The organism is Actinoplanes regularis (assembly GCF_900188005.1).
GTDB lineage: Bacteria > Actinomycetota > Actinomycetes > Mycobacteriales > Micromonosporaceae > Actinoplanes > Actinoplanes regularis.
Genome location: NZ_FZNR01000005.1, coordinates 64,092 through 78,895 on the forward strand (window position 1 = coordinate 64,092; position 14,804 = coordinate 78,895).

The window sequence follows — 14,804 nt, forward strand, 5'->3', positions numbered from 1 at the left end:
TCACGATTCCTCCCCGGAGAACGCCTTCGCGCGGCGCAGCAGGATGACGGTGACCGCGAGCGCGACCACGAAGAGCGCGATGGCCAGGGCGTTCGCGTAGCCCAGCGCGTTGTAGCGGAACCCGGAGGTGTAGAGCCAGAGCGGGTAGGTGAACGTGGAGCCCTCCGGATAGCCGAAGGACTGGGAGATGCCGGCGCCGACGGTGGCCTGCCCGCTGGCGATCGAGCCGGCCACCGCCGCCTGGTCGAAGTACTGCAGCGTGTAGATCACGCCGGTGACCGCCGCGAAGAGGATCACCGGGCGGATCGACGGCAGCGTGATCGACCGGAACTTGTGCCAGGCGTTCGCGCCGTCGAGTGACGCGGCCTCGTAGAGGCTCTCCGGGACGCCCAGCACCGCCGCCAGGAAGATGATCATCAGGTCGCCGCAGGCCCACAGGCCGAGCAGGACCAGCGACGGCTTCGCCCAGGCCGGAGAGTTGAACCAGAGCGGGCCGTTGATGCCGATCTTCTCCAGCAGATGGTTCACCGGGCCGGTGCCCGGTTTGAGGAGGTAGACGAAGGCGATGGTGGCGGCCACCGACGGGACCAGCGACGGCAGGTACAGGATCGTACGGAAGAAGCCCGCCCCTCGCTTGAGCTGCGCCAGCAGCATCGCCAGCCCGATGGTGAAGATGATCCGCACCGGAACGAAGACCATCACCATCCACAGCGTGTTACGCACCGCCTGGAGCAGGAACGGGTCGTCCGCCATCTGCCGGTAGTTGCTCAGCCCCACCCACTGCGGCACGGAGAGCAGGTCGAACTTCGTGAACGAGAAGTAGACCGCCGAGATCAGGGGATAGCCGAAGAACACCGCGATGCCGATCAGCGCGGGCGCCAGGAACGAGAACGTGGTCAGCCCCCGGCGCAGCCGTACGCCGTCCATGGCTCAGCCGCCCAGCGTCATGACGCTGTTGATCTGCTTGTCCGCGTCGGCCAGCCCGCCGTCCAGGTCGGCCACCTTGCCGGACTGGTACTTGATCAGGAACTGCTGGAACGTCTCCTGATAGGCGGGGCCGGACGCGGACGGCGGCGAGGTCATCGAGTTCGGGTTGTTGAAGATGTCGATGAACGCCTTGAAGTCCGGGTCCGCGTTCAGGGCCGGGTCGGCGATCGACTTCGTGGTGGTCGGCACGTTCTTGATCAGCCCGGCGAGCTTGGTGACCGCCGCGTCGTCCGTGGTCAGGTACTTGATCAGCTCCCAGGCCGCCTCGGGGTTCTTGGCGTTCTTGGAGATGCCCATGATGTTGCCGGTGACGTAGCCGCCGCCGTAGCGGGCCGGGTCGCTGGTCGGCAGCGGGGCCACGCCGTACTTCAGCTTCGGCGCCTGGTCCTTGAGGAACGCCAGGCGGTACTCGGCATCGATGTTGATCGCCACCTGACCCTTCTGGAACGCGTTGTCGGCGCTGAACTCGTCGCCGAGGCCGGCCTTGAATTTGGTCAGGTTGTCGTAGCCGTACCAGTCGACCAGGTCTTTCTGCCAGGTCAGCAGCGTCTTCCAGTTCGGGTCGGTGCCGACCGCGCTCTTGCCGTCGCCGGTCAGCCACTTGGCGCCGGTGGCCGGTGCCAGGTGCGCGGCCGCGTTCTCGTAGAAGTCGTAGAGCGGCAGGAAGCCGACCTGCTTGAGCGAGCCGTCCGGGTTCCTGACGGTCAGCTTCTTGGCGTCCTCGGTGAGCTCGGCGAGGGTCTTCGGCGGTCCGGCGATCCCGGCCTTGGCGAACAGGTCCTTGTTGTAGTACATCCCGTACGCGTCGGCCAGGAACGGCATCGCGCACCGCTTGCCGTCGAACTCGGTGTACGACCTGGTGGTCACGTTGAGCTGCCCGAGATCCACCCTGTCCCGCTCGAGGTAGGGCTTCAGGTCCACCCACGCCCCGGACGAGCAGAACTTGCCGACGATGTCGGTGGAGTAGGAGAGCCCGACGTCCGGCCCGTTGCCGGCGCCGATCGCCTGGGTGACCTTCGAGTCGTCCTGTCCGGACTTGACGGTCACCTTGATGGCCGGGTGGCCGGTCTGGAAGTCCGCCACGACCTGCTCGATGGCCTGGGCCTCACGCTCGGTGAAGAAGTGCCACAGCTCGACGTTCCCGGCGACCCGGGTCCCGGGATCGGCGACCTTGTTCTCCTTCGGGGCGGGGGTGCAGGCGGTGGTCAACAGAACGGCGGTACCCAGGGCGAAAAGGGTACGAGGGATCCTTGTGTTCACTTTGACCTCTCAGAGGTGAGGGTTCAGCTGTCGCGGATGGCGGCGATCAGGGCGTCACGTACCGTGGCGAGTCCGGCGTCGAGCGCGCCGAGCAGCACGGCGTCGTCGTCGACGGTGGTGACCGCGACCGAGCACTCCAGCGGGGCGGCCCGGCGGAACGCGTCGGTCACGGCGGTGAGCAGCGGGGCGCCGCCGGCCTGGGCGATCGGGCCGGCCAGCACCACGAGGTAGGGGTCGAGGACCGCGGTGACCGCGGCCAGACCGATCACGATCCGGTCGGCCAGGGCGGTCAGGAACTCGCCGGGCTCGGCCGCCGCGACGGCGACCACCTCGGCGGGGGTGTCGCCGCTGATCCCGTTCTCCCGGGCCAGGTCCAGGATCGCGCCACCGCCGAACAGGTCCTGCAGGTCGAGCTTGCGGTGGCTGGAGTCGGGGGAGTAGAGCGGCATGTAGCCGATCTCGCCGGCGCCGCCGCGGGTGCCGCGCAGCAGCGTTCCGTTGATGTCGATGGCCAGACCGAGGCCGTCCTGGCCGATCCAGAGCAGCGCGAAGCCCTCGGCGTCGCGGCCGGTGCCGCGTTCGCGCTCGGCGACCGCGGCCAGGTTGACGTCGTTGTCGACGCCGACATCCGTGCCGAGCGCGGCGGCGATCTCCGGCACCAGGCCGGGGCGGGCGAAACCGGGCACGTCGACGAGGCGGATGGTCTCGGTCTTCGGGTCGTACGAACCGGGAACGCCCAGTCGCACGTGCCGGATCCGGTCGCCCGGCACCGCGGCCCGCTCGCGAAGTTGGTCGACCACGTCGGCCAGGGCGGCCACCGGGTCGGCGGCGAGGAAGTCGACGCGGGACTCGAACCGGGCCCGAACCGCGCCGGTCAGGTCGCAGAGCGCGGCCGCGACCGACGGGGTGCGGCTGGTGCCGATGTCACGCACGGAGACGGCCGCCACGTACGCCGCGTCCGGGTTGGCCGAGTAGATCTCCGCGTTCGGCCCCGGGCGGCCGCTGTCGTGCCCGACGATGTGGACCAGTCCGGCCTCGGTCAACCGGCGCAGCATCTCGGAGATGGTCGGTGTGGACAGCGCGGTCAGCTTGCGCAGATCGGTCCGGGTGAGCATGCCCGGGTCGAGCAGAAGCGCCAGCGCCGCGCTCTCGTTCATGGCGCGGAGCAGCTTGGACGAGCCGGCCAGACGCGTCAACGGGGCCCCCGGAGAGATAGGCAAACTGTTTAACAGTTGGCTCATAGTTAGGCACTGCTCGATCCGTGTCAAGAGCCGAACCCATCGACGGTTCAGGATTGATAAAGCTACTTAACAGTCGTAGAGTCCGTCCCCAACGCGCGCGCCGTCCCCCTCACCCCCTCCATCGAGGAGCGCCATGAATCGCGTCAGGACAGTCGCCTACGCCGCATTGTCCCTGGTCATCCCGGGTGCCGCCGTGGTCTTCGGACTACTCCCGGCCAGCGCTGCCACGGCCGGGCCGATCAGGGGCCTGGGCGGCAAATGCATCGACGTCGCCGGCTCCGCCACCGCCAATGGAACCGCCGTTCAGCTCTACGACTGCAACGGCACCGCCGCGCAGCAGTGGACCGTCGGGAACACCGACGCGACCATCCGCGCGCTGGGCAAGTGCATGGACGTCACCGCCGCCTCGACGGCCAACGGCGCCAAGATCCAGCTGTACGACTGCAACGCCACCGGCGCGCAGAAATGGACCGTCAGCAACGGCACACTGATCAACACCGCGTCGGGCAAGTGCCTCGACGTCACCGGAAAGAGCACCGCCAACGGGACCAGGTTACAGATCTGGACGTGCGCCGGTGGCACGAACCAGACTTGGACCATGCCCGGTGGATCCACCCCGACCGGTAAGAATCTGGACGATCCCGCGAAGAAGGACGTCGCCATGCAGATCGTCTCCGCGGCCGAGAACTCCTCGCTCGACTGGCGGGCCCAGTTCTCCTACATCGAGGACATCGGCGACGGCCGCGGCTACACGGCCGGCATCATCGGCTTCTGCTCGGGCACCGGCGACATGCTGGAACTGGTCGAGGCGTACACCGCCACGAAGCCGTCCAACGTGCTCGCCAGATACCTGCCCGCGCTGCGCGCCGTCAACGGCACCGACTCGCACGCCGGCCTCGACCCGAACTTCCCGAGGGACTGGCGGACCGCGGCGGCCGACCCGGTGTTCCAGGCCGCGCAGGAGTCCGAGCGGGACCGGGTGTACTTCAACCCGTCGGTCCGCGACGGCAAGTCCGACGGCGTCCGGGCGCTCGGCCAGTTCGCCTACTACGACGCCGCGGTCGTGCACGGGTACGAGGGCATGCGGGCGATCCGCAGCCGGGCCCTGGCCAAGGCCAGGCCGCCGGCCCAGGGCGGCGACGAGCGCGCCTGGCTCAACGCGTTCCTGGACGAACGGGTGGTCGAGATGAAGAAGGAGGAGGCGCACTCGGACACCAGCCGGATCGACACCGCCCAGCGGGTCTTCCTCAACAACGGCAACTTCGACCTGAACACACCGCTGGACTTCAAGGTCTACGGGGATCCGTACCACATCGGCTGACCGGCCTGAACGTGCCGATCGGGGGCCGGGGAACACCTCGGCCCCCGGTATCCGGTCCACTCTCACGTCAGTCACAGGCGGTGCCGTCGCCGTCGGCGTCGAGCCCCTGAACGTCCCGGCCGGCCACGATCAGGCCGGTGAAGCCGTGCGCCGCGAGCCAGGAGCACTTGCCCGCGGCGCCGGTGACACCGTCGGGGAAGGCCAGCGGGACGCACTGGGTCCGCGTTCCGTAGTTGTGGTCGCAGCCGTCGACGAAGGCCGGGACCTTCAGCGGGGCCGTCGGGGATCTCCGCATGGGCTGCGGGCCGGCGGTGGGTCCGTCGGCGAAGTGCTGGACGAACGGGGCCGGCGAGACGGCGGGCACGGCGGAAGCCGTCGCGGTCCGGCCCGGCCGCGCGGCCGGCGGCGGTGAGCCCGATTCGGCCGGTGCGGGCGAATAGTACGGCCAGGTCGAATCGGTGACAGCCGGAGCGGCCGCCACCGAGGACGGCGTGAGCGCGGCCCGGCCCAGCGTCACCAGCACCGCCGCGGCGGCTGCCACCAGGGCGACCACCCCGGCCAGCGTCAGCACGCGCCGGATCCTCATCCGACGTGGACCCACCGGGCGACCGACGGGACCCCGTTCGTGCCGACCACGAACAGCATGTACCAGCCGGGCGGCGCGATGTTCGGGTTCGAGGTCAGGTTGAGCCCGATCGTGTCGCCGTTCACCGACATCGGCAGGTCGACGAACCGCTGGTTCGGGTCGCTGGAGTGGGTCACGGCCCCGGGGCGGATCAGTTCGGCCCTGAGGATCGGGTCGTCGACCGTGATGGTGTGGGTGGACCCGTACGCCCACTCGTTCTCCGAAATGTGAAGGATCTGCGGCCGGGCGCCGTGGAACAGGTACGGCGGCGAGTAGATCGACAGGCGCATGTCGAACGAGCCGTTGCCCGGGTTGTCGCCGACCGACATGACCCGGCCGTCGGGCAGCAGGAACGCGGACGAGTGGTAGGTGCGCGGCACCGGATCGGTGGCCAGGCCGGGAGTGAACGTGTTGGTGGCCGGGTCGTACATGGACGCCTCATACACCGGATCGGCTCGGTTGTGCAGTCCACCGCCGGTCTCGAAGACCTTGCCGTCGGGCAGCAGGACGGCTGAGACGTACATCTTGCCCTGGGTCGAGGTCTGCGGGACGCCGCCGGTCAGCGTTCCGGTCGGCAGCGGCGGCCCGGCCGTGTAGGCGGGATCGGCCCGCTTCAGGTCGATGAGGTCGGTGAGCCGGTTGGCGTCCGGGTTGCTGTCGATGTTGCCACCGCCGATCGTGAGCACCTTCTGGTCCTGGGCGGGCGGGAGCAGCACGCTCATCGACTGGTCGCGCTGGTCCTTGTTCTGCAGGCCACCGACCGGTGTGATGGTGTTCGCGTCGTAGTCGTAGATCGACGAGCCGGTGCCCGGCAGCCCGTTGCCGAACACGTGGCTGCCCGTGTAGAACAGCCGTCCGTCCTGCATGAGGATCATCGACGGGTACAGGCCCCAGAAGTTCCACGTCTGGTTCGCCTCGTTCAGGCTCAGCCACCGCGACTCGCTGGTCTTGAAGTACTGGGTGGCGACCGTGCCGGACGAGTCCTCGCCGAGACCGCCCAGCGCGATCACGTCGCCGTTGCCCATGATCGTGGCCGACGGGTACCAGGAGCCGGCGGTCATGTCGTTGACCCGCGAGTACGAGCCGGTGGCCGGATCGAAGACGTACGAGTTCTTCAGGCCCTTGTAGCCATGGCTGCCGTCCGCGGCCGGATAGTCCTTGTTGCCGCCCATGATCAGCACCCGGCCGTCGGCCAACTGCACATGGCCGGAGCAGAACAGGTCGGCCGGTGTCGGCACGTTGCTGAACGTCCCGGTCTCGGGACGGTAGACGGCCGTGGTGAACGTCCCGGCCGCGAACGCGTCGGGGTCGTTGCCGGAGCCGGCCACCAGGAGCACGTTGCCGTTCTTGAGCACGACCGCGTGGATGGCGCGGACCGGGGAGTTGAACGGCAGCACCTGCCAGACGCCCCTGGTGCAGGCGTCGCCGGCGCTGCAGGACTGCTCGGGCGCCGGCTGGGTGGCGTCGTTCATCTCGTAGTCGTCGGTCTGCAGGGTGCCGACACCGTAGATGGTGACGCCCCAGACGATCTGGTCGGTGCCGGCCGGCACCTCCGGCGTGCGGACGGTCTTCCGCGTCCAGGTCGAGGTGACCGGCAGCGTGGCCAGGTCGGTCCAGTACACCCAGCCCTGCGCGACGTCGTGCCGGAACATGGTCATGACCGTGTTCGCGGTGGTCGTCGTGTACCAGGCGGAGAGGTCGTACCGGTGTCCCGGCGTGACGTTCGGCGCGCACGACGGATTCTCCAGCATCATCGCCTTGCGGTCGCCGTTCGGCGAGGTCGTGAGCGTGACCCGGATGGCGTTGGCGCCGGTGTGACCGGGGCTGGCCAGGCCGAAGGTGAAGCTCTGGTCACCCCAGCCGGACCTCTCCCAGCACACCGGGAACCCGGTCGGATCCAGCCCCTCGAGGCCCGGATTGGCGATCAGGTTGGCGCTCGCCCGCGCCGCCCCGGCCGGGACGACCGCGGCTGTCGCCGCGATGAGCACGAGGATCAGGGCCTGCGCGATTCGCCCGCGGTCCGCGCGACTCAGCCATGGTCGATTCCGGTACGCGATCAGCACCGTCCCACCGCTGCTCACGCCGTCACCTGTTGCAGGACCCGGGCCCGGTAGATGACCTTGTCGGAGATGAGGAAACGGGCCACGAAGGAGATCATGAGCGTGACCAGGTTCGCCCAGAGGACCCCGAGGTGCGCGCCGCCGACCAGCAGCGCCAGCAGCGGGATGCGCAGCAGCAGGTCGGCGTTGCCGAGCAGGAAGAACCGGCTGAACCGGCCCGAGAAACTGCGGTGCGACCGGCGGGAGCGGTAGAGCAGCGTGTCGGTGAGGGCGAAGTTCCACCCGACCGCCACCATGTTCGCGAGCACGGCCGCCGGCAGGTAGTGCACCCCGGCCAGGTGGTTGAGCGCCCAGAGCGCGGCCTGGTTGGGCAGCAGCCCGGAGACGCCGATCAGCCCGAACATCAGCATCCGCGACCGCTGGGCGCCGAAGCGCAGCATCCCGAGGTGCTTCAGGAAGCGGACGCCCTCGGCCATCGACGACTTGGACTCGCCGGCGTGCCGCGGCTGGAACGAGTACGGCACCTCGACGATCCGGCCGGGACGGTTGCGTACGACCAGCTCCAGCAGGATCTTGTAGCCGAGCGGGCGTAGCTCCTCGACCCCGAGCGAGCTGGCGCGGATCGCGAATAAGCCGCTCATCGGGTCACTCACCCGCGACAGCGAGTTCCGGAAGAGCATCTTGGTGACGACGGTCGAGCCGCCGGAGACGATCCGCCGGTATCCGCCGGACAGGCCACCGCGGCTGCCGCCGCCCGCGTACCGGCTGCCGACAACCAGGTCGGCGCCGTCCCGAGCACCCGCCGCGACCAGGTCGGGCACGATCTCCGGCGGGTGCTGCAGGTCGGCGTCCATGACCACGATCCACTCGCCGCGGGCCAGGCGCATGCCCTCGACGACCGCGCCGCCGAGCCCGCCGGCGCCGTTCGCACGGTGGTGCACGGTCACCGGGATCGGGCAGGCCTCCGCCACCTGCCTGATCACCTCGGGGGTGTCGTCGGTGCTGTCGTCCACGAACACGATCTCGGTCTCGCCGGCCGGCAGCGCCGCGGTGAGCCGTTCGAGCAGCGTGGCGATGTTCTCCCGCTCGTTGAAGGTCGGCACCACGATGGTCTGGCGCGGCGTGGTCCGCACTGGCAGCTCGCCGATGGTCCCGCGCAGCCTCGCGCGGACCCGATCGGGTCGGATCTCGGTCGGGTCGCTGGTGATGGTCAACAGGGTGTCTCCTTGTCCACACGGCGGATCTCGATCCGGCCGTCCTGCGGGCCGAACGAGGCGATCACGGTCGAGTTCGTCAGCAGGGTCCGCACGGTGGGCAGGCTGTTCGGGTCCTGGCGCATGGCCGGCGTCGAGACGATGTAGTCGACGTCGCACCAGCCGCCGGGCAGCCGCTTCGCGACCGCCGAATCGAGATCGATCTTGTAGAACCAGATGACCCTGTCAGGAGGGTGTCCGGCGTTGACATAGTCGAGCCAGAGCACGTCGTCGACCACGACGGTCGCGTCGTCCCGCCCCGGCCACTGAGCGCGGATGTAGTCGGCGGCCTGCGCGTACGGCGCGTTGTCGTCCGTGCTCAGCGCCCGGCGGTCCCCCACGTACCAGCGCGGGGCCACCACCGCGACCGCCAGCGTGATCGCCGCACCGAGCACGGCCCACCGCCACCAGACGAGCCCCGGGCGCAGGGCGACGACGGCCCAGGCGATCACGCCGGCGATCGCCATCGCGAAGAGCGGGAGGACCTGGACGACGTACATGGCGGGGAGGTAGCCACCCGGTCGCAGGGCGACCAGGACGAGGATGACACCCGCCAGGGCGATCGGCCGCACCCGGCGCAGCGCGAGACCGGCGAAGCTCGCCACCGCCCCCGCGATCAGGATCACCGAGTCGTAGTAGAGCCACGAGTGCAGCAGCGACGACGCGCCCGACCCGGACGTGAAGACGCTGCCCGAACTCGAGCGGGAGCCGAGCTGGAACTGCCACGCGCCGATCAGCGAGACGTGCCCCGGGCCGGGGAACAGCTCGCCGCGCAGCATCGCGTAGAGCGGATAGAAACAGCCGACCAGCACGAGGCCGCTCACGAAGGCGCCGAGCGCCCAGGGCCGGGTCGAGCTGCGGGCCGAGTTCTGCCACAGGGCCACGAGCACGGCCGGCAGGATGACGGCGATCGTCTCCTTCGACAGGACGGCCACCGCGGCCGCGCCGCCGGCCGCCGCGAAGTGCCACAGGTGCTTGCGCGGTGACAGGGCCAGCGCGAGCGCCCCGAGGAGCCAGACGACCGCGAACGAATCGAGGTAGATCTGCCGGCCCATGGTCAGGTAGAGCGGCGACAGGCCGTACGTGATCAGGGCCAGCGAGGCCGCCCAGCGCGGCATGCCGACGCGCCGGCTCACCAGGTAGACCAGCAGCAGGCCGACCGCCTGGACCGGCAGCATCGCGATCCGTCCGGCGGCCACCGCGGTCAGCGTGGGGGCGAGCAGCGCCGGGATCCAGGAGAGTCCGGCCAGCTGGATCCAGGCCAGCGGCGGATGGTCGTACCAGTAGGTGTAGTGGGCCAGCCCTCGGCCGTGCTGCACGGCCCAGGCCTGCGCCAGATAGGTTCCCTCGTCGTCGCTGGCCGCCGGGAAGCCGGTGATGTTCCAGGCCAGCAGCGTGACGATCATCGCGGTGAGACCCACGGCGATGACCAGGTCGGTGTTTGCCTTGCGCTTCTTCGCGCGTACGTCGTCGGTCCCCGCCACGACGACGGAGGGTGGCTCGGCGAGCTCGATCGTGGTCACGCCGGCGCCGCCTCACGCAGGTGCGCCCCCACGTGGGAGGTCAGCTCCCAGTTGCGGCGGCCCGTGTACTCGCGCCAGACGGCTCGTAGCGCCGCCAGGGCCAGGACAATGGCGTACGGGAAGGCGCCGAGGATCAGGCGGGCGTAGTGGTGCCACCTGATCCTCAGGTCGTACTCCTTGCCGAAGTCGCGCAGGCCGATCACCTGGAACAGCAGCGTGGCCGCCATCGGCAGCACCGGCAGGAAGGTGAACAGGGCGACGAGCACGGGCAGTTCGGCCCAGAGCGCGATCGCCACGCCGACCGGGATGACCACGCCGGAGAACGCCTGCACGAACGGGCCGGTCAGCGTGTAGCGGGCCAGCAGCCGCTGGCGCAGCGCGGGCAGCCGCCGCCACTCGCCCTTGCGCAGGACCTGGAGGAAGCCCTGGTGCCACCGGGTGCGCTGTTTGAGCAGGCCGTGCAACGAGTGCGGCGTCTCCTCGCGGGTGACGATCGTCGAGTCGTAGGCCACGACCACCTTGGACCCCCGGCTCGACAGGCGCACCCCCAGGTCACAGTCCTCGGCCAGGCAGGTGCCGTCCCAGCCGTTCGCCCGGCGCAGCACGTCGGTGCGAACGAAGACCGTGTTGCCGCCGAGCGGGATGAAGCCTTTCTTGGCGTGCAGGTGCAGCCGGCTGCGGAACCAGAAGAAGTACTCCAGGCAGTTGTGCAGGCTGTACCAGCTCGAATGGAAGTTGATCAGCTGGACGCCGCCCTGGACGACGTCGGCGTCCGTCGCGCGGAACGCGTGGTCCACATGCTCCAGCAACTCGGGGTGCACCTGATCCTCGGCGTCGAACACGCCGACGACGTCGCCGCGCGCGTACGGAAGCGCGGTGTTGAGCGCCCGGGGCTTGTTCTTCACCTCGTTGTGGTCGGTCACCACCAGGATCCGCCCCGGTGCCGTGCGTGCGACCCGGTCGGCCACCTCGGCTGTCTCCGGGTCGTCGTGCCCGACGATGATGATGATCTCGAAGGCCTCGTGCGTGGACTGGAGCAACCTCTCCACGGTGTGCTCCAGGACGGCCTGCTCGTGCCGGGCCGGAACCAGGAGCGAAAAGGTCAGGTGTTGTTCCCCGTCCGGCGGTGCGAACCGCGTGGCGGCCAGGGTCTCCGGCGTGCGCCAAGCGTGCATCGTCCACCACAGCGTGACCGCTGCGAAGGCCGAGAGAACCACCGAGACGAAAACCATGACGGCGGCAGCCAATGTCTTATGCCTCTTCCCGAAATCGGCGGGCCCCACTCCCGCCGTTCAGGAAATACACTAACCGTCGTACGTCGATGCCTTTCAAGTCCGCTGTCGACAATTTTGCAGTACGCTCTGAAAGGTTTTCGAAGCCGAAACATGGCCGCAACGCTAACTCGGACATCCCGGAAATGGTCGGTCAAATGCGCTGGTAGATCCCCTCTCGGGAGAGCGGATTCCACTGTTGAACTGCGGTAATTGGGCCGAACGGATGACCGGGCATCGATACTTTAGCGGATCTCGGCAGGGCTCGGCCGTTAATTTCAGAAATGTTGCGCCAGATGGCGTCGGATCTTCTTTCCGAAACATTCGATGAGTATGGCCGAGCCTTTTTCGTGCTCCCGCACCTGGCTCGTCGTCATGGGTGCGTCCGCCGCCCGCAGCGCGGTCATCACGGCCGCTTCCAGCGCGCCCGGCCGTCGCCTGTCCCTCGGCACGATCCCGACCTCCGGCATCAGGATCTCGGGCAGCCGGGAATGGTCCTGCCGGTCCAGAGGTCCGATTACCGCCAGCGACTTCCTCCGATACTGAGCATGATCCTCGGCATGCATGTCGCCATTGACCTGAAAGTGCTGTACTTCGGAACTCCCGTCGTGCTCATCGGCTCCCGCAATCCCGATGGCACCGCCAACATCGCCCCGATGTCGTCGGCCTGGTGGCTGGGGCGCAGTTGCATGCTGGGTCTGGGTAACAGCGCGCAGACCACCGCCAACCTGCTGCGTGAACGCCAGTGCGTGCTCAACCTGGCGCCGTCGACGATGGCCGGTGCGGTGGACCGGCTCGCGTTGACCACGTCGGCACCCCTCGTCCCCGTCCACAAGGCGGCGATCGGATACCGGTACGAGAGCGACAAGTTCGCCACCGCCGGGCTGACCGAACAGGCCGGCGAGGTCGTCGCGGCACCGCGCGTCGCCGAGTGCCCCATCCAGCTGGAGTGCGAGGTGGCCGCGGCGCATCCGTTCGGCGTACCCGAATCGCACGCCACGGCGTTCCAGGTGAATGTGGTCCGGGCACATGTCGAGGAAGATCTGCTGGTGCCGGGAACGCATTACGTCGACCCGTTGCGCTGGGACCCGCTCATCATGAAGTTCTGTGAGTTCTTCGGCGGTGGCGCCGATGTGTATCCGTCACGCCTGGCCGCCGGATGGCGCATGCCGCACCGACTCCGGCCGGCCCCCGCCTGAGGGACTCGACCTCCTCAGCGGCCGCCTTCACGGGTCAGCCAGCGGACGATCGACGGGGTCAGCAGGACCACGACGAGCAACCGGATGCAGAGCTCTGGTCAGCCGATGCTGATCCAGGCATCGTCGAGCGCCCCCTGGAACGGGTCGCTGTCCGGGCCCAGTCCCTTGCCGCCGAGAGTCAGCGGGGCGGTGTTGTCGACCGTCAGATCGGCCGGCAGGACGGTGCGGCCATGGACCACACCGTCGACCAGGACACTCAGAGCGGTGCCCGAACGGACGCACTCCACGGCGTGCCACGCGCCATCCGCGATCGTCACCTCGCTCTTCGCGAAATGGATTCGCCTGCTCTCCTGCGACGACCCGGTGCCGTCGCTGACCATGGTGCAGCTGGGATGGCCGGGAAGCTTGTCGACCTGCAGTTTGTACTGCCCGCCGCTTTCGGAGTAGCCCTTCTGCAGGATGTTCTGGCCGTCGCTGGTCTGCCCCGGCGCGAGCCAGACGGTGGCACCGAACCGGATCGGCAGGGTCCCCGGATTCAACTCCGGGCTGCTCGGGGTCTGCAGCACCAGCCGCGGGCAGCGTGACTGCCCACAGGCCTGCGGGAACAGCATCGCCTGCCCCGTGCCGTGGGCGACCAGGCGCGGCAGGCCCCCGTACCGGGCTCGCGCGGAAAGCGGATGACCGTGTCCGCTGCTGTCGGCCAGCGTGCCGTCCGGCTCGAAGGCGTAGGACGCGACGAGGGACGGTGTCGTGGGCGGTGTCGTGGGCGGTACGGCGTCCTCGAGGATCGGGCTGACCTGGCGGGATTCGACGCGGACCAGGCTGGCGTACCGTTTGCGGATCCGGCCGGCGATGGTGGTGAAGTCGCCACCCGCACTGACCTGCCCGAGCGACGGAATGGCGGTCATGGTGCGGACGCCGACGATGCCGTTGGCCTGCGGCGCCCACCCGGTCAACCGGCCCTGCCGGTCCAGCGCCGCGAGCTTGACCCGGGGCACCGAGCCGTCGATGCATACGCCGTGCAGGCCGTTGTTCGGGGTGGTGCAGGCGTGATCGAAGTGCCCGCCCACGTAGACGTCGTCGCCCAGGACCGTGACCGCCTGCGCGTCACCGTCGAAGACCCGGACCCAGCGGGTCGCACCGCCGGGGCCGTAGGCGGTGACCCGGCCGCCCCGCCCACCCTGCGCGGCGTACACCGTGCCGGAGTCGGCGGCGATCCCGTGAACGACCATCGTCGGATTCGGCCGGAACGACGGATCCAGCGCACCGGTGACCCGGTCGACCGCGGTCAGCCGCATCGTCGTACTGACGCCGTTGGTCTTGTGGAAATTGCCACCCACATAGACGCGGTTGCCGGCAACGGCCAGGGCGTTCACGGTGTCGTCCGTTCTGGCGCGCCACGGCGCCACCGTGCCGCTGGGCAGTGAAAAGGCGACGAGGTTGTTTCGCGCCTGACCGTCGACCGCGGTGAACCGGCCGCCCGCATAGAGCCGGTCACCGGCGACCGCCAGAGTGTTGACGTCGCCGGAGAAGCCGTGCCGGAAACCGCGTACCGTCCCGGAGCCGGCGTCTATTCCGACAAGGCCGACGCCGTCGACGTCACCGGCCGCATAAACCGTCTTCTCGGCGATCGCCAGCGCTCGCACCGAACCGCCCGCATCCGGGTTCCACGGCAGCAGTGCTCCGGTGCGAGCGTCGAACGCCGCGAGCCCGCGCCGCGCGATCCGCCGGCCCGCCACGATCGCCACGGTGAACGCTCCACCCACATACACCGTGGTCCCCAGCGAGGCCACCGCCTGCACCGACGCGTCGAACCCCGGGGACTGGCCGACGAGCTCACTAAGCGGCGAACTCGCCGCTGCGACCACGGGGGACCCGCACAGGGCCAGCGTGGCCAGCGCCGCCAGGGTTTTCCGAAGTCCCATCAATGACCGCAAACGTTCAACCAGCACGTAACCGTTGGTAACACGGCCTTTCCCGCCGCTGGGCACAAACGCCAGACGGTTGCACCTATCGGTAACGCTTTGGGCAGGCGCGATGGGCTGAGACACGATCGGGCCGCCA

General features: G+C 69.1%; 12 protein-coding genes. 2 read left to right on the forward strand and 10 right to left on the reverse strand.

The features are described 5' to 3' along the window. The 3 genes from CHC09_RS15315 to CHC09_RS15325 all read right to left on the reverse strand — a co-directional run bounded on the left by CHC09_RS15315 (position 1) and on the right by CHC09_RS15325 (position 3,443). A complete protein-coding gene (locus tag CHC09_RS15315; protein ID WP_089293773.1) occupies positions 1 to 927 on the reverse strand; it encodes a carbohydrate ABC transporter permease in 927 nt (308 codons plus the stop codon). A gap of 3 nt (positions 928 to 930) precedes the next feature. Further along, positions 931 to 2,196: an ABC transporter substrate-binding protein gene (locus tag CHC09_RS15320; RefSeq protein ID WP_239138223.1), complete on the reverse strand. Its 1,266-nt coding sequence runs from the start codon at positions 2,194 to 2,196 to the stop codon at positions 931 to 933. Between the two features lie 74 nt (positions 2,197 to 2,270). After that, on the reverse strand, positions 2,271 to 3,443 hold the full coding sequence (locus CHC09_RS15325) for an ROK family transcriptional regulator (protein ID WP_089293775.1): 1,173 nt from the start codon (positions 3,441 to 3,443) through the stop codon (positions 2,271 to 2,273). A gap of 178 nt (positions 3,444 to 3,621) precedes the next feature. Between CHC09_RS15325 and CHC09_RS15330 the strand changes: the two genes are divergently transcribed. After that, positions 3,622 to 4,809, forward strand: a complete 1,188-nt coding sequence (locus CHC09_RS15330; protein WP_239138224.1) for a chitosanase — start codon at positions 3,622 to 3,624, stop codon at positions 4,807 to 4,809. A gap of 67 nt (positions 4,810 to 4,876) precedes the next feature. Here the strand turns inward: CHC09_RS15330 and CHC09_RS15335 are convergent, their stop codons facing one another. From CHC09_RS15335 to CHC09_RS46285, 6 genes are all read right to left on the reverse strand, one after another. After that, the gene (locus tag CHC09_RS15335; RefSeq protein WP_143232344.1) at positions 4,877 to 5,395 is read right to left on the reverse strand and encodes a hypothetical protein; all 519 of its coding nucleotides are present in this window, start codon (positions 5,393 to 5,395) and stop codon (positions 4,877 to 4,879) included. Continuing rightward, the gene (locus CHC09_RS15340; protein ID WP_203833080.1) at positions 5,392 to 7,515 is read right to left on the reverse strand and encodes a galactose oxidase early set domain-containing protein; all 2,124 of its coding nucleotides are present in this window, start codon (positions 7,513 to 7,515) and stop codon (positions 5,392 to 5,394) included. Before CHC09_RS15340 ends, CHC09_RS15335 begins: the two co-directional genes overlap by 4 nt. Beyond that, complete coding sequence (locus tag CHC09_RS15345; RefSeq protein ID WP_089293777.1) at positions 7,512 to 8,708, reverse strand: glycosyltransferase; 1,197 nt, start codon at positions 8,706 to 8,708, stop codon at positions 7,512 to 7,514. The genes CHC09_RS15340 and CHC09_RS15345 overlap by 4 nt, the downstream gene beginning before the upstream one ends. Further along, positions 8,705 to 10,270 (reverse strand): ArnT family glycosyltransferase, encoded by a 1,566-nt coding sequence (locus tag CHC09_RS15350; protein ID WP_089293778.1) that lies wholly within the window; start codon positions 10,268 to 10,270, stop codon positions 8,705 to 8,707. Before CHC09_RS15350 ends, CHC09_RS15345 begins: the two co-directional genes overlap by 4 nt. Beyond that, positions 10,267 to 11,487: a glycosyltransferase gene (locus CHC09_RS15355; RefSeq protein ID WP_239138225.1), complete on the reverse strand. Its 1,221-nt coding sequence runs from the start codon at positions 11,485 to 11,487 to the stop codon at positions 10,267 to 10,269. The genes CHC09_RS15350 and CHC09_RS15355 overlap by 4 nt, the downstream gene beginning before the upstream one ends. Before the next feature lie 332 nt (positions 11,488 to 11,819). Further along, on the reverse strand, positions 11,820 to 12,107 hold the full coding sequence (locus tag CHC09_RS46285) for a hypothetical protein (protein ID WP_089293780.1): 288 nt from the start codon (positions 12,105 to 12,107) through the stop codon (positions 11,820 to 11,822). On the opposite strand from CHC09_RS46285, the gene CHC09_RS15365 reads away from it, so the two are divergent. Then, positions 12,102 to 12,740: a flavin reductase family protein gene (locus tag CHC09_RS15365; protein WP_089293781.1), complete on the forward strand. Its 639-nt coding sequence runs from the start codon at positions 12,102 to 12,104 to the stop codon at positions 12,738 to 12,740. The two genes, CHC09_RS46285 and CHC09_RS15365, sit on opposite strands and share 6 nt — an antisense overlap. Positions 12,741 to 12,838: 98 nt before the next feature. Here the strand turns inward: CHC09_RS15365 and CHC09_RS15370 are convergent, their stop codons facing one another. After that, on the reverse strand, positions 12,839 to 14,665 hold the full coding sequence (locus tag CHC09_RS15370) for a LamG-like jellyroll fold domain-containing protein (protein WP_089293782.1): 1,827 nt from the start codon (positions 14,663 to 14,665) through the stop codon (positions 12,839 to 12,841). Between the last annotated feature and the right edge of the window lie 139 nt (positions 14,666 to 14,804).